Consider the following 17,821-nt stretch of genomic DNA (forward strand, 5'->3'; position numbering starts at 1 on the left):
TACCCCCCAATGGGTGGCGAAGAGGCGGGAAGCGTCGCTTAACCGCCCGGAAGGGGGCCTTGATCAGGTATAGGGCCCACCCGTGACTCACTCGAAAGAGTGGCGGGGCGCCACCTCCCTGGACCACGTAGGCTCATGCCAGCGGGGATACTCCGCCCGGCATCCAGACACGGCGTACGAAAGCAGGAGCTGATCGTGATTCCCGGTGGTGGCCAGCCCAACATGCAGCAGCTGCTCCAGCAGGCGCAGAAGATGCAGCAGGACCTTCAGCGGGCCCAGGAGGAACTGGCGCGGACCGAGGTCGACGGACAGGCGGGCGGCGGCCTGGTGCGGGCCACCGTCACCGGCGCCGGCGAGCTGCGCGCGCTGAAGATCGACCCCAAGGCGGTGGACCCGGAGGACACCGAGACCCTCGCCGACCTGATCGTCGCGGCCGTCCAGGCGGCCAACGAGAACGCCCAGGCGCTCCAGCAGCAGAAGCTCGGCCCGCTGGCCCAGGGCCTGGGCGGCGGCAGCGGAATCCCCGGGCTGCCTTTCTGACCCCTCGGGGTGCCTTTCTGAGGGGCCGCCCGGCCACTACGGTTACGAAGAGCGAAGCAGCAGGCGGGAAGGGACGGCAGTCCGGTGTACGAAGGCGTGGTCCAGGACCTCATCGACGAGCTGGGGCGGCTGCCCGGCGTCGGTCCCAAGAGCGCCCAGCGGATCGCCTTCCACATCCTCCAGGCGGAGCCGACGGACGTACGGCGGCTCGCCCAGGCCCTGATGGAGGTGAAGGCGAAGGTCCGCTTCTGCGCGACCTGCGGCAACGTGGCGCAGGAGGAGCTGTGCGCCGTCTGCCGCGACAGCCGCCGCGACCCGTCCGTCATCTGCGTGGTCGAGGAGCCGAAGGACGTCGTCGCCATCGAGCGCACGCGTGAGTTCCGCGGCCGGTACCACGTCCTGGGCGGCGCGATCAGCCCGATCGAGGGCGTGGGCCCGGACGACCTGCGGATACGGGAACTCCTCGCCCGTCTCGCGGACGGCACGGTCACGGAGCTCATCCTGGCCACGGACCCGAATCTGGAAGGCGAGGCGACCGCGACGTACCTCGCCCGCATGATCAAGCCCATGGGCCTGAAGGTCACCCGCCTGGCCAGCGGCCTCCCGGTGGGTGGCGACCTGGAATACGCGGACGAGGTGACCCTCGGCCGCGCCTTCGAGGGGAGACGACTCCTAGATGTCTGACGCCACGCTGCACGCGACCAGCCAGAATCCGGACGACTTCGCGGTCCAGATCGCCGACCAGGTCGAGAGCTTCCTGGTCGCGGTCGCCGAGGTCGCCAGGGGCGACGAGCCCGACTCGGTGGTGCCGTTCCTCCTGCTGGAGGTCTCCCAGCTGCTGCTGGCCGGCGGCCGGCTCGGCGCGCACGAGGACTTCGTCCCCGACGAGCGCTACGAGCCCGACTCCGGCCCGGAGCAGGACGCAGACACCCTGCGCGAGAACCTCGCCCGCCTCCTGGAGCCGATCGACGTCTACTCCGAGGTCTTCGACCCCTACGAGCCGCGCCGGGCCCCGGTCCCGGCCCGGATCTCCGACGACCTCGCCGACGTCATCACCGACCTGGGCCACGGCATGGCCCACTACCGCGCGGGCCGCACCACCGAGGCCCTGTGGTGGTGGCAGTTCTCCTACTTCTCCAACTGGGGTTCGACGGCCTCCGCCGTGCTGCGCGCTCTCCAGTCCATCGTCAACCACGTCCGCCTCAACCAGCCCCTGGAGGAGCTGGACGGTCTCGACACCGACCAGGGCATGGGCGACGAGACCCTGGAGTTCGAGGCGGGCAAGGTCATGGCGGAGGAGATCGCGGCCCCGCTGGGCCTGCGCGGACGGCGCTGACCCGACGTCGTCGCCGGAGGACGGACCGTCCCGCCCGGACGTCGTCGCCCCGTGTCCCTCCGCGTCGTCCCCGGTCCTCCCGTGATGTCTCCCGGCGCTGTGACCCCGGCCACGTTCCGAGTGCGGTCGCGTCCCCTGGGCATGAGCCGTCCTGAACAGAGGGGCGCCGAAGATCTCACCATGCGATATCGCAGGGGGGAAATTCGGACGCTCGATAGACTGAGCCGACCGCACTGCATTGCGTAAGTGCGATACACACGGACTGAGCGAGGAGCGCACGTGGGCCTTGTCGTGCAGAAGTACGGAGGCTCCTCCGTAGCCGATGCCGAGGGCATCAAGCGCGTCGCCAAGCGAATCGTGGAAGCGAAGAAGAACGGCAACGACGTTGTCGTGGTCGTTTCCGCGATGGGCGACACGACGGACGAGCTGATCGATCTCGCCGAGCAGGTTTCCCCGATGCCTGCCGGGCGCGAGCTCGACATGCTGCTGACCGCCGGAGAGCGGATCTCCATGGCCCTGCTGGCGATGGCGATCAAAAACCTGGGTCACAAGGCCCAGTCGTTCACGGGCAGCCAGGCAGGTGTCATCACCGACTCGGTCCACAACAAGGCCCGGATCATCGACGTCACGCCGGGCCGTATCCGGACCGCCCTGGACGAGGGCAACATCGCGATCGTCGCCGGTTTCCAGGGCGTCAGCCAGGACAAGAAGGACATCACCACGCTGGGGCGTGGCGGCTCCGACACCACCGCTGTCGCGCTGGCCGCCGCCCTCGACGCCGGGGTGTGCGAGATCTACACCGACGTCGACGGCGTGTTCACCGCCGACCCGCGGGTGGTGACGAAGGCCCGGAAGATCGACTGGATCTCCTTCGAGGACATGCTGGAGCTGGCCTCGTCCGGGTCGAAGGTGCTGCTCCACCGGTGTGTGGAGTACGCCCGGCGCTACAACATCCCGATCCACGTGCGGTCCAGCTTCAGTGGACTCCAGGGCACGTGGGTCAGCAGCGAGCCGATCGAGCAAGGGGACAAGAAGGTGGAGCAGGCCATCATCTCCGGTGTCGCGCACGACACCTCCGAGGCCAAGATCACGGTGGTCGGCGTGCCCGACAAGCCCGGCGAGGCCGCCTCCATCTTCCGTACGATCGCCGATGCCGAGATCAACATCGACATGGTCGTGCAGAACGTGTCGGCCGCCTCGACCGGTCTGACGGACATCTCCTTCACGCTGCCGAAGGCGGAGGGCCGCAAGGCCATCGACGCGCTGGAGAAGAACCGCGCCGGCATCGGCTTCGACTCCCTGCGCTACGACGACCAGATCGGCAAGATCTCCCTGGTCGGCGCGGGTATGAAGACCAACCCCGGGGTCACCGCGGACTTCTTCACCGCGCTGTCCGACGCGGGCGTGAACATCGAGCTCATCTCGACATCCGAGATCCGCATCTCGGTCGTCACCCGCAAGGACGACGTTCCGGAGGCCGTGCGCGCCGTGCACACCGCCTTCGGACTCGACTCCGACAGCGACGAGGCCGTCGTCTACGGCGGCACCGGGCGATGACCGTCCTCCCGGCCGCCGTTCCGCCGCAGGGGCGCGAGTCGTTTCACGGACGCGACGGAGGCGTACGACGATGACCGGTCGACCGACGCTCGCGGTCGTGGGAGCGACCGGAGCCGTCGGCTCGGTCCTGCTCCGGATCCTGTCCCAGCGCGCGGACATCTGGGGCGACATCCGCCTGGTCGCCTCGCCGCGCTCGGCCGGCCGCAAGCTGGCCGTGCGCGGCGAGGAGGTCGAGGTGGCCGCGCTCGCCGAGGAGGCCTTCGACGGGGTGGACATCGCCCTGTTCGACGTCCCCGACGAGGTCGCCGCCCGGTGGGCGCCGGTCGCCGCCGCCAAGGGCGCGGTCGTGGTGGACAACTCCGGGGCCTTCCGCGCGGACCCGGACGTGCCGCTGGTCGTGCCCGAGGTGAATCCGCACGCGGCACGGCGGCGCCCGCGCGGGATCGTCTCCAGCCCCAACTGCACCACCCTGACCATGATCGTGGCGCTGGGCGCGCTGCACGCCGAGTTCGGGCTGCGCGAGCTGGTGGTCTCCTCGTACCAGGCGGTGAGCGGGGCCGGCCGCGCGGGCGTGGAGACGCTGCGTCGTCAGCTGTCCCTGGTGGCGGGCACGGAACTGGGGACCAGCCCCGGCGACGTACGGCGCGCCGTGGGCGACGACACCGGTCCGTTCCCGGAGCCGGTGGCGCTGAACGTGGTGCCGTGGGCCGGGTCGCTGTGCGACGACGGCTGGTCGTCGGAGGAGATGAAGGTGCGGGACGAGACCCGCAAGATCCTCGGGCTGCCGCACCTGCCGGTCGCCGTGACCTGTGTGCGCGTCCCGGTGGTCACCACCCACTCCCTCACCGTGCACGCCCGTTTCGAGGGCGAGGTCACCGTGGGCAAGGCGCGGGAGATCATGGCCACGGCACCCGGTGTGGTGTTGTGCGACGACCCGGCCGCGGGCGAGTTCCCGACGCCGGCCGACGTGGTGGGCACCGACCCGACGTGGGTGGGCCGGGTGCGGCGGGCGCTGGACGATCCGACCGCGCTGGAGCTCTTCGTCTGCGGTGACAATCTGCGCAAGGGCGCCGCGCTGAACACGGCGCAGATCGCGGAGTTGGTGGCGGCCGAGGCCGACTGAGGCCGCACCGGCACCTGTTACCCGGGGGAAACACCCGGCCACGGCTCCGCACCTGCGTAGGATCGGTGTAAGAAATGTGGTCGGATCAATGATCCGTACCGCTTGAACCGTGCTGCCTCGGCGTCCGAAGATTTCCCTCCCCGCCCTCCGCAACCGCGCGCAGGGCGGGGAGCGTCTTTGCGATCGCCCTACGGGGGCGTGGGGACGCCGCGAGGGCGTGGGGCGCTCTCGTCATCTGACACAGAGGGAAGAGCGGGACGCATGAGGGCATGTGGGGCACCGGACGGGGTGCTGCCTGACGCGAGAACGTGGTCGGCCGCGTCGCTCGGCACACTCGGTGCGAAAGTGACGCTCGGCACGTACAACCCCCGAGGGGGGCGGCGTGTCCAACTGGCGTGGCAGAGGTACTCGACTTCCAAGCGGCGACCCGCGGCGGCCTGCGGCCGGGCGGTGCGGCGCTCCGACCGCTCACGCCTGGAATGTCCGGCTCGTCCGGTGGCCTGCCGGTGATCGCCCCCATGCCCGCAGCGCGGCCCGCCCGCATACCGAACCAGCGTGACGGCGCCGAGGAGACCGTGGCGGCCGGCACCACCGTCGACCATCTCACCGAGACCTACCGCGCCCACTACCGCTCGCTGCTGGGCCTGGCCGCGCTCCTCCTCGACGACACCGCCTCCTGCGAGGACGTCGTCCAGGAGGCCTTCATCCGCGTCCACTCCGCCCGCAAGCGGGTCCGCGACCCCGAGAAGACGCTCGCCTACCTGCGGCAGACCGTCGTCAATCTCTCGCGCTCGGCCCTGCGCCGCCGCATCCTCGGTCTGAAGCTGCTCTCCAAGCCGATGCCGGACATGGCGAGCGCCGAGGAGGGCGCCTACGACCAGTTGGAGCGCGACTCCCTTATCAAGGCCATGAAGGGCCTCCAGCGCCGCCAGCGCGAGGTGCTGGTGCTGCGCTACTTCGCGGACATGACCGAGGCGCAGGTCGCCGAGACCCTCGGGATATCGCTCGGCTCGGTCAAGGCGTACGGCTCACGCGGCATCGCGGCGCTCAGGATCGCCATGGAGGCGCGGGCATGAGCGAGAACGCCGAGGGACGCGAGTCGCACGAGCGCCACGAGCCGTACGCGTGGCACGAGCCGACGCGGCCGGCGCAGGACGACACGCAATCGCACGCTGGGAACGGACACGTGAAGCACAGCCCCGACGAAACGGACCCCGAGGGGCTCGACCCGGACGAGCTGGCGCTGCGCAGGATGCTGCACCAGGCGGTCCAGGAGGTCGAGCCGCGTGAGGGCGCGCTGGACCACCTCCGGCACGCGGTTCCGGCACGACGCGCCCGCAAGCGGCAGGCCGCCGTCGGGATGGCCGCCGCCGCCCTGTTCATCGGCACTGCCATCCCCGCACTCGTGCACGTCTCCGACGCCGGCGGCTCCGGCGTCGACCCGGCCATCGCCGGCCAGGCTTCCCAGGCCCAGGGCGGCACCGGTCAGGGCAAGGACCCGGACGGCGGCGACGGCACCGCGAGCGGCGCCTCCGGCCGGACCCCCGGCAAGGGCAGCAGCGGAAGGCCCGACGACCACAGGGGCGACGGCAAGAGCGCCACTCCTGGCGGCGGAAACGCGGGCGCCGACACGGGAGGTCCCTCGGCCTCCGCCGACACCGAGGCCCCCGTGTGCAAGGCGCCCCAGCTGGGCTCCGCCACCGCGACGATCGGCGCGCCCGACACCTCGGGCGCCGTCTACGGCACCTTCCGCGTCACCAACGTCTCCAAGGGCAGCTGTACCGTCGGCGGGCCCGGCACGGTGACCACGCTCGCGCAGGGCGCCGCCGACACCAGCAAGATCACCGTCACGCAGCACATCGCCGGCGATCCGGCCACCGCCCTGCCCAACCCCTCCACCGAGGTCGCCGGGCTGGTACTGACGCCGGGCTCGGCGTACGAGATGAAGTTCGCCTGGGTGCCCTCCGAGACCTGCCCCACCACCAGCGGCGGCGCCGGCAGCGGCGGCACGCCGACCGGCGCGCCCTCACCCGATCCGTCCTCCAGCCCGGACTCCGGCGCGACGGGTGGCACGTCCACCGGCACGGGCACCGTCCCCGACACCAAGACCCAGCTGATGACGGAGGACGGCGGCACGGCCGACGGCAGCGTCGTGGTCACCCACACGCCGGAGGCGGGCTCACCGGCGGTCTCGGCGACGGTGCCGAAAGCGTGCGCGGGCACCGTCTACCACACGGGGGTGCTGGCCGCGTCGTAGGGCGCGGCGGCGGGCCCGCGCAGGCGCGCCGACCGCGAGCGGTCACACGGCGGCGGCCTGCTCGCCCTTCCGCTCCTCCGGCACCAGCCCCAGCTCCGCGTCCCGCACGGTCTCCACCTCGCGCCGTACGAGCCGGAACCACATGAAGACCACGAACCCGGCGAAGACGAACCACTCGCCGGTGTAGCCGAGGTTCTGGAAGGCCTTCAGGTCCAGCCCGGTGTTGTCGGGGGCCTTGGCCGGCACCGCCTTCATCCCGGAGTCCGCCTTGTCGAGTGTCACCCATGCGTCGTACACGTCGTACGGCACGAGGTTGACCAGCGAGGCGGCGCTGATCACCGAGGTCTGTCCGGCCGGCAGGCCACCCCGTGCGCTGACCCCGTTGTCACCGGGCGTCTCGGACGCCTGGAGCGCACCGGTGACCGTGACCTCGCCCGCGGGGGGCGCGGGGGCCTTGGCCGCGTTCGCGTCGCCCGGCAGCCAGCCCCGGACGACCGGGAGCGCCTTGCCGGAGTGGGTGCGCAGCAGCGTCAGCACGTAGAAGCCGCGCTTGCCGTCCAGCTCACGGCCGGGGACCAGCAGCTGCTCGCCGTACCGGCCGGTCGCGGTGGCCCGCATGCCGGAGGTCCGCTTGTCGACGGGTAGCAGCCGGGCCAGCGGGCGGGGGGCCTCCGCGCGGTCCGACGCGGCCTGCGCGGACGCGGTCCGGTGCTCCTGCACCCGCGCGTCGAACCGGCTCAGCTGCCAGGACCCCATGAAGACGCAGAAGGGGACGGCCAGCAGCACGAAGAGGTTGATGCCCCACCAGCGGGGCGTCAGCAGGAACCGGTACACGCCCTCAACGGTACGGCCCCCGGCCGGGCGGACCGGTCGCGGGGTCGGGGTGGTGCGAGGTTTTCCACAGGCTGCGTGGGGCCGGACGGGCCCGTTGTCCACAGGCTGGGGAGCGGGGGCGGCGCACTGTCGGTCCGGCCAGGCACTATGGGGCCATGACTGAGAGCAACGGGTCCGCGGTGCGTGACCAGCGGGACGATCAGGGCCAGGCTGCGGCCGGGCGGGACCGGCAGGAGCGGATGCCGGACTGGGAGAAGCGCTTCCGGGCGCCCCGGGTCTCGCTGCCCGACTGGGCGGAGGACGCGCCGGACCGTTCCCTGTTCGTGTCGAACGCGACGGGGACGTACGAGCTGTACGCCTGGGATCGCGGGAGCGGCGAGCAGCGCCAGGCGACGGACCGGCCGAACGGCACCACGGAGGGCGTGCTGTCCCCGGACGGCGAGTGGATCTGGTGGTTCGACGACAAGGACGGCGACGAGTTCGGCGTCTGGCGCCGCCAGCCGTTCAGCGGCGGTCCCGACGAGGCGGCCGTGCCCGCGCTGGAGCCGTCCTACCCCGCGGGCCTCGCGCTCGGCCGGGACGGGCGTACGGCGGTCGTGGGCCGCTCGACGGACGAGGACGGTACGACGATCCACCTCGCGCGCCCGGGCTCCGGCGAGGACCCGGTGGAGATCTACCGGCACCGGGAGTCCGCGGGTGTCGGGGACCTGTCCCACGACGGCTCGCTGATCGCGGTCGAGCACACCGAGCACGGCGACGCCATGCACTCGGCGCTGCGCGTGCTGCGCCCGGACGGCACGCAGGTGGCCGAGCTGGACGACACCAAGGGCGGGACGCTGGAGCTCGGCCTCGAGGTGCTGGGCTTCGCGCCCGTCGACGGCGACACCCGGCTGCTCGTCGGTCACCAGCGGCGGGGCCGCTGGGAGCCGCTGGTGTGGGACGTGGCGACGGGCGAGGAGACGGACCTGGAGCTGGACCTGCCCGGCGACGTGAGCGCCGAGTGGTACCCGGACGGCAGCGGGCTGCTCGTCGCGCACAGCTTCGAGGCCCGCAGCGAGCTGTTCCGCTACGACCTGGCGGGCCGCGAACTGACGCGGATCCCCACCCTGCCGGGCACGGTCTCGGGGGCGACGGCCCGTCCGGACGGCAGTGTGGAGTACCTGTGGTCGTCGGCGGCCGAGCCGTCCGCCGTCCGCTCCACGGACGGCGGGGTGGTCCTGGATCCGCCCGGGATGAAGTCCCCGGGCTCGGTCCCGGTGGAGGACGTCTGGGTGGACGGCCCCGGCGGCCGCATCCACGCCCTGGTCCAACGGCCGGCGGGCGTGACGGGCCCGCTGCCCACGGTCTTCGACATCCACGGCGGCCCCACCTGGCACGACAGCGACTCCTTCGCCGCGGGCCCGGCCGCCTGGGTGGACCACGGCTACGCGGTGGTCCGCGTCAACTACCGCGGCTCCACGGGCTACGGCCGTGCCTGGACGGACGCCCTGAAGCACCGGGTCGGCCTGATCGAGCTGGAGGACATCGCGGCGGTCCGGCAGTGGGCGATCGACTCGGGCCTGGCCGACCCCGAGCGGCTGATCCTCACCGGCGGCTCCTGGGGCGGCTACCTCACGCTGCTGGGCCTGGGCACCCAGCCGGAGGCCTGGACGCTGGGCATCGCGGCGGTACCGGTCGCCGACTACGTGACGGCGTACCACGACGAGATGGAAGCCCTGAAGGCCATGGACCGCACCCTGCTGGGCGGCACCCCCGAGGAGGTCCCCGAACGCTTCGAGGCGTCCTCCCCGCTCACCTACGTGGACCAGGTCAAGGCCCCGGTCTACATCTCCGCCGGCGTCAACGACCCCCGCTGCCCCATCCGCCAGATCGAGAACTACGTCAATCGTCTCCAGGCCCGCGGCGCCGTCCACGAGGTCTACCGCTATGACGCCGGCCACGGATCCCTCGTCGTGGACGAACGCATCAAGCAGCTCCGCCTGGAACTCGACTTCGCCGAGCGTCACCTGCCGCGGTAGCGCGAGGGGCCTGCGCGGGCGCGGGGTGGAGACGCCGACGCGCCGGGGAGGAGGCGCGGGCCACGCGCCTCCTCCCGCGCGGCCGTCCGCTGTCCCCGGACCCGGGGGAGCGGGCCTGCCCGGGGCCCAGGGCGGAACGACTGGCGGGGACGACGGAGCGGGGCCAGAAAGGGACGGGCGGGGGCGACGGGACGGAACCCGAGGTCCGCGCACGCCGCGCACCCCGGGCCCCCGGCACCCCCGCTACGTCCCCGCTCGTGCCCGGGACCGGCGGCCGAGGAGTTCCGCGAGGCCGCGTCGCGTCGCGGCGAGCACCACGCGGTCCTCCTTGCGGAGGACGTACGTGGCGGGCAGGTTCCAGACCAGGCCCGAGGTGCGTCGCACGTCCTCGGCCGCCTGCTGGGCGGCCGGCTCACGGCGGTCCTGCGCCGCCGCCCCCGGCCCCGCGTCCGCGGCCGCGGCGGCGTCCGCGTCCAGCGCCAGCACCCGCCAGTACCCGGCTCGGAAGGCCTCCGCGACCGTCCTGCCCTCCAGCTGCGGATGCCCGTCGACGTCCACCGCCGCGAACAGCAGCACCCGCCGCTCGACCGGAATCGCGCCCAGGATCTGCCGACCGAACATCGCCCCGGCGAACGAGGGCGCCGCCAGGTGCGACACGCTCCGGCTTCGCGTCTGCGCGTGCGGGTGCGCGGCCCGCAGGGTGCGGTACACCGCGGTAGCGAAGTCGTCGTCGTACAGCCGCAGCACCACCCGCAGATCTGACCGCACCGACCGGGCGTACAGCACGGCCTCCAGGTTCGTGGTGTCCGCGCTGGTCACCGCGAGCAGCGCCTTGGCGCGGTGGATCTTCGCGGCCTCCAGCACCCCCTCCTGCGTGACGTCCCCGAGCACCACCGGGACCCGCAGCCGCCGTGCCGTCGCCATCCCCCGCGCCTCGGGGTCCGACTCCACGCACACCACCGGTACGCCCAGTTCCCGCAGGCGCGTCAACACCCGGGTGCCGATCTTGCCCAGTCCCAGCAGCACCACATGCCCGCCGAGCCCGCGCGGCGGCTTGCGCAGCGCGGACGCCGACCGGAACGTGCCCAGCGCCTCCAGCACCGCCGCCAGCAGCACCGGCAGCAGCAGCAACCCGACCAGCCCCGACAGCAGTTGCAGCACCTGCCGCCCGGTCGGCGCCCCGATCGCCGGATCGTCGATGGCGAACAGGTCCAGCAGCGTCAGATAGAGCGCGCCGAGCGGATGGATGCCGGTCACCAGCCACAGCGCCACCGCGAGCGCGAACACACACGCCACCAGCCCCGCCAGCGACCAGCGCAGCCGCCGTGAGAACAGCGAGGTCAGCGGCGGAACGATCCCGACCCCCACCCCACGCCCGGCGGCTCCCCGGCCGGCGGAGTACGACACCTGCTCCAGCACCACGGTTCCGCGGCCGGCGGCCTCCCGTACCGCCGTCTCGTCCGGCAGCAGGTGGGGCGGCTGGTCGCCGCCCTCGGACCCGTCCGCGCCCGCCGGATCACCGTTGGACGCCGACAGCAGCGCGAGCGTGCACAGTCCGGGATCGGCGACCTGTCCCGGCGCGGGCTGCGGCCGCTCCACCGCGCGCAGCAGCAACCCGTCCGTCTGCACCACCTTGGTGGTGCCCACGGCCGCGCTGGCGGCGAGCGCGGGCGCGGCGGTGTCGGCGTCGGACAGCACGGTCGTGGAGGCGTCGGCGCCCAGCCAGGTGCCGTCGTCGCCGGTCGCCAACGCCGCCGCCTGGTCGAGGAGTTCCTCGATGTGCTGCCCCAGCCGCCGGTTGTACAGGCGCAGCACGAGCCGCAGCCGCGGGTTGAGCCGGCGCACGGTCAGCGCGGCACGGATGTTGGTCTCGTCGTCGTCGTACACCAGCGCCATCGCGGTCGCCCGGTCCACGCCCGCCTCCGCGAACACGGCCTCGGTCGGCTCGGCTGCCTCCAACACCCGGTCGGCGGCGAGCCCTTGACCGTCCTGGCCGGTGTCGCCGTCCCGGTTGCCGTTGCCGCCGCCGGCCCGGCTCACGGCCGCGCTCACCACGCGGTCCAGCAGTGCCGAGGCCACGCGGACGCGGCCCACCACCGGCGGCCGTACCGAGCGCCCGGAGGGCGGCACGACCAGCGTCACCTGCTCGCCGTACACACCGCGCAGCTCGGTGGCCAGCCGGTACGCCAGGCCGTCGTCACCACAGACCACCATGTGCGCACCGCCCGCGTCACCGGGCGCACCACCCTGATTCGGAACGCTCCCCACGAGAGGACAGACTGCCGCACCGGGACGGGTGGTTCCACCGGCGGACACCGCCCGACCGGTCCGCTCCGCCGGGCCCCGTACGACCCGCACGGCCCGTACGACGAGACACGGGACCGGTGAGAAACGCGGTGGCTCGCGTGGCCGGACGCCGCCTAGACTGGCGGCACTTCGAAGAGACCTCCCCGGAAGTACGCCGCAGAGCGGGAGCGCCCCGCCTCCCCGAGACATCGGCCGAGGCGCAGGAGAGGGCGGCAGCTGTCCTTGTCGACCCGTCCTTCTCCCTGTCGCGCGTTTCCTCTCCACGGAGGCTCTTCATGAACGTCGGAATCGGTCTTCCCATCGGCGACCCCGCCGCCCTGCTCACCTGGGCCCGGCGCGCCGAGGCGGGCCCCTTCACCACCCTCGGCCTGCTCGACCGGCTGGTCCACGACAACCCCGAACCGCTGGTGGCCCTCGCCGTCCTCGCCGGGGCCACCTCGAGGATCCGCGTCCAGACCGAGGTGCTGCTGGCCCCGCTGCGGGACACCGTCCTGCTCGCCAAGCAGGCGGCCACCCTGGACCGGATGACCGGCGGCCGCCTGGTCCTCGGTCTCGGCATCGGCGGCCGCGAGGACGACCACCGGGCCGCGGGCGTCGACATCCGCACCCGGGGCCGCCGCCTGGACGAACAGATGCCGGTGCTGCGCCGCCTGTGGTCCGGTGAACCGTACGGCGACGGCGTGGGTCCCGTCGGCCCGGCCGCGTTCCGCCCCGGCGGTCCCGAGGTGCTCTTCGGCGGCTTCAAGCCCGTCGCGCTGGAGCGCGTGGCCCGCTGGGGCGACGGCTTCCTCGCGGCCGCGCCGCCGTCTGGGGCGGGCGGCCTGTTCGACACGGTGCGCGGCCAGTGGAAGGAGCACGGCCGCGAGGGCGCCCCGCGCCTGGTGGCGCAGGTGAACGTGGCGCTGGGTCCGGAGCGGGTCGTCGAGGACGCGCGGTCCGCCATGTACGCGTACTACGCCTTCACCGGCATGCCCGACCGCATGGTCTCCGGCATGCTCACGACCGCGCGGGCCGTCCGGGAGGCCGTCGCCGCCTACGGAGACCTGGGCGCCGACGAGGTCATGCTCTACTGCTACGGCCTCGACCCCGATCAGGTCGACCGCCTGGCCGACGCGCTCTGACCGACCCGGCCCCCGGGCGGCAGGGCAGCCGTGCCGGGCCGGTCCGTCGGAGAACATGCGGGCGGGCCGGCCCGGAGGAGAATCGGAATATGGGATTCCATATCGGTCGGGAGATCCCTTGGCGCTTTCGGCCCGTATATAGGGATATGTCAAGGTTCCGGTTGACCGTGGGCCGCCTGCCGGACGAGGCTCTGCTGTCCGGGCTGGCCCTTGGTGACCCGGAGCTCGCGGTGAGTTTCGTGAGGAGGTTCCAGCATCGCGTCTTCGGTGTCGCGATCGCCGTCACCGGAGACCCGCAACTCGCCGAGGACATCGCCCAGCAGACGTTCGAGCGGGCGTGGCGGCACGCGCAGATCTACGACTCGCGGCGCGGGTCCGTGACGACCTGGCTGACCACCATCGCCCACAACCTCGCCATCGACGCCGTCCGGTCCCGCAGAACGGAGCCGGTGCCGCCCGAGGACCTGGACGCCGTCCTGGGAGTCGTCAGCGAGACCCCGGAGCAGCACGCCCTGGCCGACGAGGCGTCGACCCGGCTCCGGGCGGCCGTCGCGGAACTGCCACGCGAGCAGGGCCGGGCGCTGGTGATGGCGGGCATCTACGGCATGACCGCCCAGCAGATCGCCGACCGGGAGCAGATCCCGCTGGGCACGGCCAAGACCCGGGTCCGGGCGGCCATGGGCAAGCTGCGGACCACCCTCGCGTCCGAGTGCCGAGGCGACGACCATGCCCAATGACGTGATGTGCGACAGGCTGCGCGAGATCGGCGCCGAGCTCGCTCTCGGTGTGCTGCCCGGCCGTGAGCGGGCCGGCGCCGTCGCACATCTCGAGCGGTGCGCCGACTGCCGCGAGCTCATCCGGCAGCTGACCCAGGTCGGCGACCGGCTGATCGGGCTGCTGCCGGGCAGCGAGCCGCCGGTCGGGTTCGAGACCCGGGTTGCGCAGATGCTGACGCAGGACGCGGCGTCGGGCGCGGCGGCGCACGAGGGACGGACGCTCGCCCCGCCCCGGTCGGCCCGGTTCGCCCGGCGGATACGCCCGGGGGTCGCCGCCGTCGCCACGCTGCTCGTCCTGGCCGTCGGGTTCGGGGGCTGGTCGGTCGGCACGGCCATCCAGGGCACCGTGGCCCGCCCCGCACAGCCCACCGCCAACCGCGACACGGACATGCTGTGGGGCGGGCTGATGTCCGCCCAGGCCCAGGCGGGAAAGCCGGCCGGGGAGGTCTACGCGCACGCGGGCACCCCCGGCTGGATCTTCATGACCGTCGACCTCGCCGGAGCGGGCACCCCCTACAGCGGCCGGGTCTCCTGCCTGCTGGTGCACAAGGACGGCAGTACCGTCCGGGTCGGCACCTTCAGCCTTCACAAGGGTCAGGGCTCGTGGGGAGCCCCCACTCCGGCCGGTGCCGACCGCGACGGGCTCAGCGGCCTGCGGCTGACGGCACTCGACGGCACGGTGTTGGCCACCACCCACTTCGCCACGGGCGCGGAGACCTGAGGCCTCCCCGCCCGCGTGCCCGCGCGAGGGTTGCCCGCGTGCGCCGCGGCACACCCGCCCGCCGCGGTTCCCACCCGTGCCGCGTCCCGCCGTCCGGGCCGAAGCCGCTCACTCGCGTGTCCCGGGGGCGGGGAACAGCGCGCGCAGGGCCGTCGCCAGGTCCGGGACCGTGGGCCGTTCCCGCGGTTTGGCCCGCAGACAGCCGTCGATGAGCGCGGCGAACTCGCGCGGCAGCCGCCGCCGTGCCGCGACCGGCGGGGCGGTCTCCTCCAGCTGCGGGTATCGCTCGTCCTCAAAGCCGGAGCCGGAGCCGTAGCCGTACGAGCTCGCGCAGTGGTCGCCGGGCGGCAGGAAGGGAAGGCTTCCGCAGGCCGTCTCGTACAGCGTGACGCCGATGCCCCACACGTCGGTCGCGGCCGTGAGCGGCTCGCCGCGCGCCTGCTCGGGAGCGAGATAGGCGAAGGTGCCGATCCCGGGCGGGGCCAGGCCCGGCGGGCGGGCCAGGCTCAGGTCCAGCACCTTGACGTGGCCGCGTTCCACCACGATGTTCGCGGGCTTGAGGTCCAGGTGCAGCAGGCCCTGGCCATGCAGGTAGTGGGCCGCGGAGCACATCTGTGCACCGAGCACGGCCACGTCGGTGGCGGCCGGCCGCCGCTTCAGCCGGTGGACGAGGTGGGACAGGGTCTCCCCGCTCAGTGTCTCCAGGACGACGAGCGGCTCGGGCTCCACGAAGAACTCGTAGGCGCGGACCAGGTGCGGGTGGGTGAAGTCGAGCAGCCACCGCCCCTCGCGCAGCAGCCGTTCGGTCAGGTCCGGCTCGCCGCGGCGGTCCGGGCGCACCACCTTGACGACGCACCGGCAGTCGCGTTCCTCGCTCCAGGAGTCGTACAGGTCCAGCCATCCGGTGCGCGTGAGATGCGCGAGGAGCACGTATCCGGGGACCGGCCGGGTGCCCGGTGGCAGCGGCGGAGCGGGGGCGGCCGGGGCGCGCACCTGGGTCCCGGTCACGGCCGCATCCTCCCCGATCCGTTGCCCTGGGGGCCGGTCATGGTGCCCGCCGGGCCGCTCGTCGCGGCGTGCAGCCGGTGGAGGTGGGCGTAGGCGCCGTCGCGGAGGAACAACTCGTCGTGGTTGCCGGACTCGACGACCCGGCCGTGGTCGAGGACCACCACCCGGGTGGCGTCGCGGACGGTGAGCAGGTTGTGCGAGATGACGACGGTCGTACGGCCGGCCATGAGGCGGCGCAGCGGATCCATGATCCGATGGCCGGACTGGGCGTCGAGGCCGGTGGTGGGCTCGTCCAGGAGCAGCACGGGCGCGTCCCTGATCATCGCGCGGGCGATCGCCAGGCGCTGGCGCTGCCCACCGGACAGTGTCCGGCCGCGCTGACCGACCACCGTGTCGTACCCGTCCGGCAGCAGCCGGATGAAGTCGTCGGCGTCGGCGGCGCGTGCCGCCGCCACGATCTCGGCCTCGGTGGCGTCGGGCCGGCCGTAGGCGATGTTCTCCCGGACCGTGCCGTGCAGGACGAGCGTCTCCTGGAGGACGACCGCGACGCTCTCGCGCACGTCGGTCAGGTCGAGGCGGCGCAGATCGGTCCCGTCGAGGCGGACGGCGCCCAGGTCGGGGTCGTAGAAGCGCAGTTGCAGCTTGGCGACGGTGGACTTGCCGGCCCCGCTGGCGCCGACCAGTGCCAGCGTCTCGCCGGGGGAGACGTGGAAGGAGACGTCGGACAGGGCGGGGCGGGTGGTGCCGGGGTAGCGGAAGGAGACCGCGTCGAACTCGATCTCGCCGCGCGCCCGCCGGATCCGCCGGACGTCGGGGGCCTGGGTGACCTCGGGCCGCTGGTCGAGCAGTTCGGCGATCCGTTCCGCGGAGGCGGAGGCGGCGAAGAAGGTGGTGCCGAGCCGGGAGAGGTCGCGGACCGGGCCGTAGAGCTTGCTGATCAGTGCCAGGAAGACCAGCAGGCCGCCCAGCGTGAGCTGCCCCTGGGCCAGCTTCCAGGTGCCGAGACCGATGACGGCGAGGGCGCCGCACACCTCGATGAGCTCGACCAGCGGCCGGTAGACGGCGCGGATCCGCGCCGAGGCCATCGCGGCGTGGAACTTGCCCAGGTTCTCACGCTCGAAGCGGTGGCCCTCCCAGGCCTGCCGGTTGTACGCCTGGACCAGGGCCACATTGCCCAGCGACTCCTCGGCGACCGCGGTGAGCGAGCCGCTGCGCCGCCTGCGCTCCCGGGACGCGTCCTTGACCAGCCGGGAGAAGTGCCGGGCGGCGCCCCAGAACAGCGGCACGATGACGAGGGCGAGGAGGGTGAGGTCCCAGCTCAGATAGAACAGCAGACCGAGGAAGACGCCCAGCTGGATGACGTAGTACAGCACGTCCGCCACACCGGACAGCAGGAACGTCTCGACGGCGTCCACGTCGCCGGTGACCCGGGACAGCAGGTCCCCGAGCCGCCGCCGTTCGAAGAACCCCAGCGACAGCCCCTGGACGTGCCGGAAGACATCGGAGCGCAGTGCCCGCAGAAAACTCTCGCTGACGTAGGCCGACAGCACGTCGTCGACGCACTGCAGAATCCCGGAGACGACCATGAGCCCCAGGTAGGCGGGTGCGATCCAGAGGAACGGCGCCAGGTCCCTCGGGACGAGGACCTCGTCCACCACCGTCTTGAACAGCCACAGCTCCCCGCCCTCGACGAGCGGTTCGAGCACGCTGAACAGCGCCAGCGGCACCAGGCGTCCACGCCGGCCGCGGGTGTACGGCCAGAACCGCCGGAACACCTCGCGCACGGACAGCGGCGGGGCGGCCGCGACCACGGCGTCCGGGTCCGCGTCGACCGACAGCAGACCGCGCAGCAGTCGGCGCCCGCGCAGCAGCTCGCGTGCCTGGAGCAGTCGCCGTCCGGCATGTCGCCGGGCATGCCGACGGAGCGGACCGGCTCCTTCACGAGCCGGTCCGCTCGGGCCTTTCGGCCCTTTGTCAGTGGTGGTGAACCTCATGTATCAGTAGTGGCCGTGACCCGAACCGCGCCCGCGTCCGCCCCAGGAGCGGCCGTGACCGGATCCGTGTCCGTGTCCGTACCCGCGGCCACTGCCGCCGTGGCCGCCGTGGCCACCGTGACCGCCATGGCCACCGTGGCCTCCATGACCGCCGTGACCCCTGGCCGGGAAGAGATCCTTGAAGATCGCCATAGCGTGCTTCCTCTCCTGTCCGCTCTTCTTTGAGCGG

The 17,821-nt window shown here is 72.9% G+C and carries 16 protein-coding genes; 12 read left to right on the forward strand and 4 right to left on the reverse strand.

Annotation, left to right across the window (positions count from 1 at the left end):
• The first annotated feature begins 195 nt into the window (after nucleotides 1–195).
• From ACWDUZ_RS09800 to ACWDUZ_RS09830, 7 genes are all read left to right on the forward strand, one after another.
• On the forward strand, nucleotides 196–540 hold the full coding sequence (locus tag ACWDUZ_RS09800) for a YbaB/EbfC family nucleoid-associated protein (protein WP_451631286.1): 345 nt from the start codon (nucleotides 196–198) through the stop codon (nucleotides 538–540).
• Between the two features lie 84 nt (nucleotides 541–624).
• Nucleotides 625–1,224 (forward strand): recombination mediator RecR, encoded by a 600-nt coding sequence (gene recR, locus ACWDUZ_RS09805; RefSeq protein WP_451631287.1) that lies wholly within the window; start codon nucleotides 625–627, stop codon nucleotides 1,222–1,224.
• The gene (locus tag ACWDUZ_RS09810) at nucleotides 1,217–1,876 is read left to right on the forward strand and encodes a DUF5063 domain-containing protein (protein ID WP_451631288.1); all 660 of its coding nucleotides are present in this window, start codon (nucleotides 1,217–1,219) and stop codon (nucleotides 1,874–1,876) included. The genes recR and ACWDUZ_RS09810 overlap by 8 nt, the downstream gene beginning before the upstream one ends.
• A 279-nt stretch (nucleotides 1,877–2,155) precedes the next feature.
• Nucleotides 2,156–3,433, forward strand: coding sequence for an aspartate kinase (locus ACWDUZ_RS09815; protein WP_451631289.1), 1,278 nt, complete (start codon nucleotides 2,156–2,158; stop codon nucleotides 3,431–3,433).
• Between the two features lie 70 nt (nucleotides 3,434–3,503).
• Nucleotides 3,504–4,556 carry an aspartate-semialdehyde dehydrogenase gene (locus ACWDUZ_RS09820; RefSeq protein WP_451631290.1) on the forward strand — a complete coding sequence of 351 codons (1,053 nt, stop codon included), beginning with the start codon at nucleotides 3,504–3,506 and terminating at the stop codon, nucleotides 4,554–4,556.
• 500 nt (nucleotides 4,557–5,056) lie between these two features.
• Nucleotides 5,057–5,632, forward strand: coding sequence for a SigE family RNA polymerase sigma factor (locus ACWDUZ_RS09825; protein ID WP_451631432.1), 576 nt, complete (start codon nucleotides 5,057–5,059; stop codon nucleotides 5,630–5,632).
• A complete protein-coding gene (locus ACWDUZ_RS09830; protein WP_451631291.1) occupies nucleotides 5,629–6,813 on the forward strand; it encodes a hypothetical protein in 1,185 nt (394 codons plus the stop codon). Before ACWDUZ_RS09825 ends, ACWDUZ_RS09830 begins: the two co-directional genes overlap by 4 nt.
• A gap of 42 nt (nucleotides 6,814–6,855) precedes the next feature.
• Here ACWDUZ_RS09830 and ACWDUZ_RS09835 read toward each other — a convergent pair whose 3' ends face one another.
• A complete protein-coding gene (locus ACWDUZ_RS09835; RefSeq protein WP_451631292.1) occupies nucleotides 6,856–7,647 on the reverse strand; it encodes an SURF1 family protein in 792 nt (263 codons plus the stop codon).
• Nucleotides 7,648–7,802: 155 nt separating this feature from the next.
• On the opposite strand from ACWDUZ_RS09835, the gene ACWDUZ_RS09840 reads away from it, so the two are divergent.
• Nucleotides 7,803–9,665 (forward strand): prolyl oligopeptidase family serine peptidase, encoded by a 1,863-nt coding sequence (locus ACWDUZ_RS09840; protein WP_451631293.1) that lies wholly within the window; start codon nucleotides 7,803–7,805, stop codon nucleotides 9,663–9,665.
• 243 nt (nucleotides 9,666–9,908) lie between these two features.
• Here the strand turns inward: ACWDUZ_RS09840 and ACWDUZ_RS09845 are convergent, their stop codons facing one another.
• Complete coding sequence (locus ACWDUZ_RS09845; protein ID WP_451631294.1) at nucleotides 9,909–11,879, reverse strand: NAD-binding protein; 1,971 nt, start codon at nucleotides 11,877–11,879, stop codon at nucleotides 9,909–9,911.
• A gap of 368 nt (nucleotides 11,880–12,247) precedes the next feature.
• Here ACWDUZ_RS09845 and ACWDUZ_RS09850 point away from each other — a divergent pair, with 368 nt between their 5' ends.
• The 3 genes from ACWDUZ_RS09850 to ACWDUZ_RS09860 all read left to right on the forward strand — a co-directional run bounded on the left by ACWDUZ_RS09850 (nucleotide 12,248) and on the right by ACWDUZ_RS09860 (nucleotide 14,590).
• Nucleotides 12,248–13,093 carry an LLM class flavin-dependent oxidoreductase gene (locus ACWDUZ_RS09850; RefSeq protein WP_451631295.1) on the forward strand — a complete coding sequence of 282 codons (846 nt, stop codon included), beginning with the start codon at nucleotides 12,248–12,250 and terminating at the stop codon, nucleotides 13,091–13,093.
• A gap of 146 nt (nucleotides 13,094–13,239) precedes the next feature.
• Nucleotides 13,240–13,830, forward strand: a complete 591-nt coding sequence (locus ACWDUZ_RS09855; RefSeq protein WP_451631296.1) for an RNA polymerase sigma factor — start codon at nucleotides 13,240–13,242, stop codon at nucleotides 13,828–13,830.
• Nucleotides 13,820–14,590, forward strand: coding sequence for a hypothetical protein (locus tag ACWDUZ_RS09860; RefSeq protein ID WP_451631297.1), 771 nt, complete (start codon nucleotides 13,820–13,822; stop codon nucleotides 14,588–14,590). Before ACWDUZ_RS09855 ends, ACWDUZ_RS09860 begins: the two co-directional genes overlap by 11 nt.
• 108 nt (nucleotides 14,591–14,698) lie before the next feature.
• Here ACWDUZ_RS09860 and ACWDUZ_RS09865 read toward each other — a convergent pair whose 3' ends face one another.
• Both ACWDUZ_RS09865 and ACWDUZ_RS09870 read right to left on the reverse strand, forming a co-directional pair.
• Nucleotides 14,699–15,598 carry a serine/threonine-protein kinase gene (locus tag ACWDUZ_RS09865; RefSeq protein WP_451631298.1) on the reverse strand — a complete coding sequence of 300 codons (900 nt, stop codon included), beginning with the start codon at nucleotides 15,596–15,598 and terminating at the stop codon, nucleotides 14,699–14,701.
• Nucleotides 15,595–17,592, reverse strand: a complete 1,998-nt coding sequence (locus ACWDUZ_RS09870; protein WP_451631299.1) for an ABC transporter ATP-binding protein — start codon at nucleotides 17,590–17,592, stop codon at nucleotides 15,595–15,597. Before ACWDUZ_RS09870 ends, ACWDUZ_RS09865 begins: the two co-directional genes overlap by 4 nt.
• A 54-nt stretch (nucleotides 17,593–17,646) precedes the next feature.
• On the opposite strand from ACWDUZ_RS09870, the gene ACWDUZ_RS09875 reads away from it, so the two are divergent.
• Entirely contained in the window at nucleotides 17,647–17,817 is a 171-nt protein-coding gene (locus ACWDUZ_RS09875) for a hypothetical protein (RefSeq protein ID WP_451631300.1), read from the forward strand.
• The last annotated feature ends 4 nt before the right edge of the window (nucleotides 17,818–17,821 follow it).

The organism is Streptomyces sp. NPDC003393 (assembly GCF_053589015.1).

Bases quoted from the DNA above. Each gene is read 5' to 3' on its own strand.
- ACWDUZ_RS09810 (WP_451631288.1), top strand. From the start codon at position 1,217: ATGTCTGACGCCACGCTGCACGCGACCAGCCAGAATCCGGACGACTTC.
- ACWDUZ_RS09820 (WP_451631290.1), top strand. From the start codon at position 3,504: ATGACCGGTCGACCGACGCTCGCGGTCGTGGGAGCGACCGGAGCCGTC.
- ACWDUZ_RS09830 (WP_451631291.1), top strand. From the start codon at position 5,629: ATGAGCGAGAACGCCGAGGGACGCGAGTCGCACGAGCGCCACGAGCCG.
- ACWDUZ_RS09840 (WP_451631293.1), top strand. From the start codon at position 7,803: ATGACTGAGAGCAACGGGTCCGCGGTGCGTGACCAGCGGGACGATCAG.
- ACWDUZ_RS09845 (WP_451631294.1), bottom strand. From the start codon at position 11,879: ATGGTGGTCTGTGGTGACGACGGCCTGGCGTACCGGCTGGCCACCGAG.
- ACWDUZ_RS09850 (WP_451631295.1), top strand. From the start codon at position 12,248: ATGAACGTCGGAATCGGTCTTCCCATCGGCGACCCCGCCGCCCTGCTC.
- ACWDUZ_RS09855 (WP_451631296.1), top strand. From the start codon at position 13,240: ATGTCAAGGTTCCGGTTGACCGTGGGCCGCCTGCCGGACGAGGCTCTG.
- ACWDUZ_RS09860 (WP_451631297.1), top strand. From the start codon at position 13,820: ATGCCCAATGACGTGATGTGCGACAGGCTGCGCGAGATCGGCGCCGAG.
- ACWDUZ_RS09870 (WP_451631299.1), bottom strand. From the start codon at position 17,592: ATGAGGTTCACCACCACTGACAAAGGGCCGAAAGGCCCGAGCGGACCG.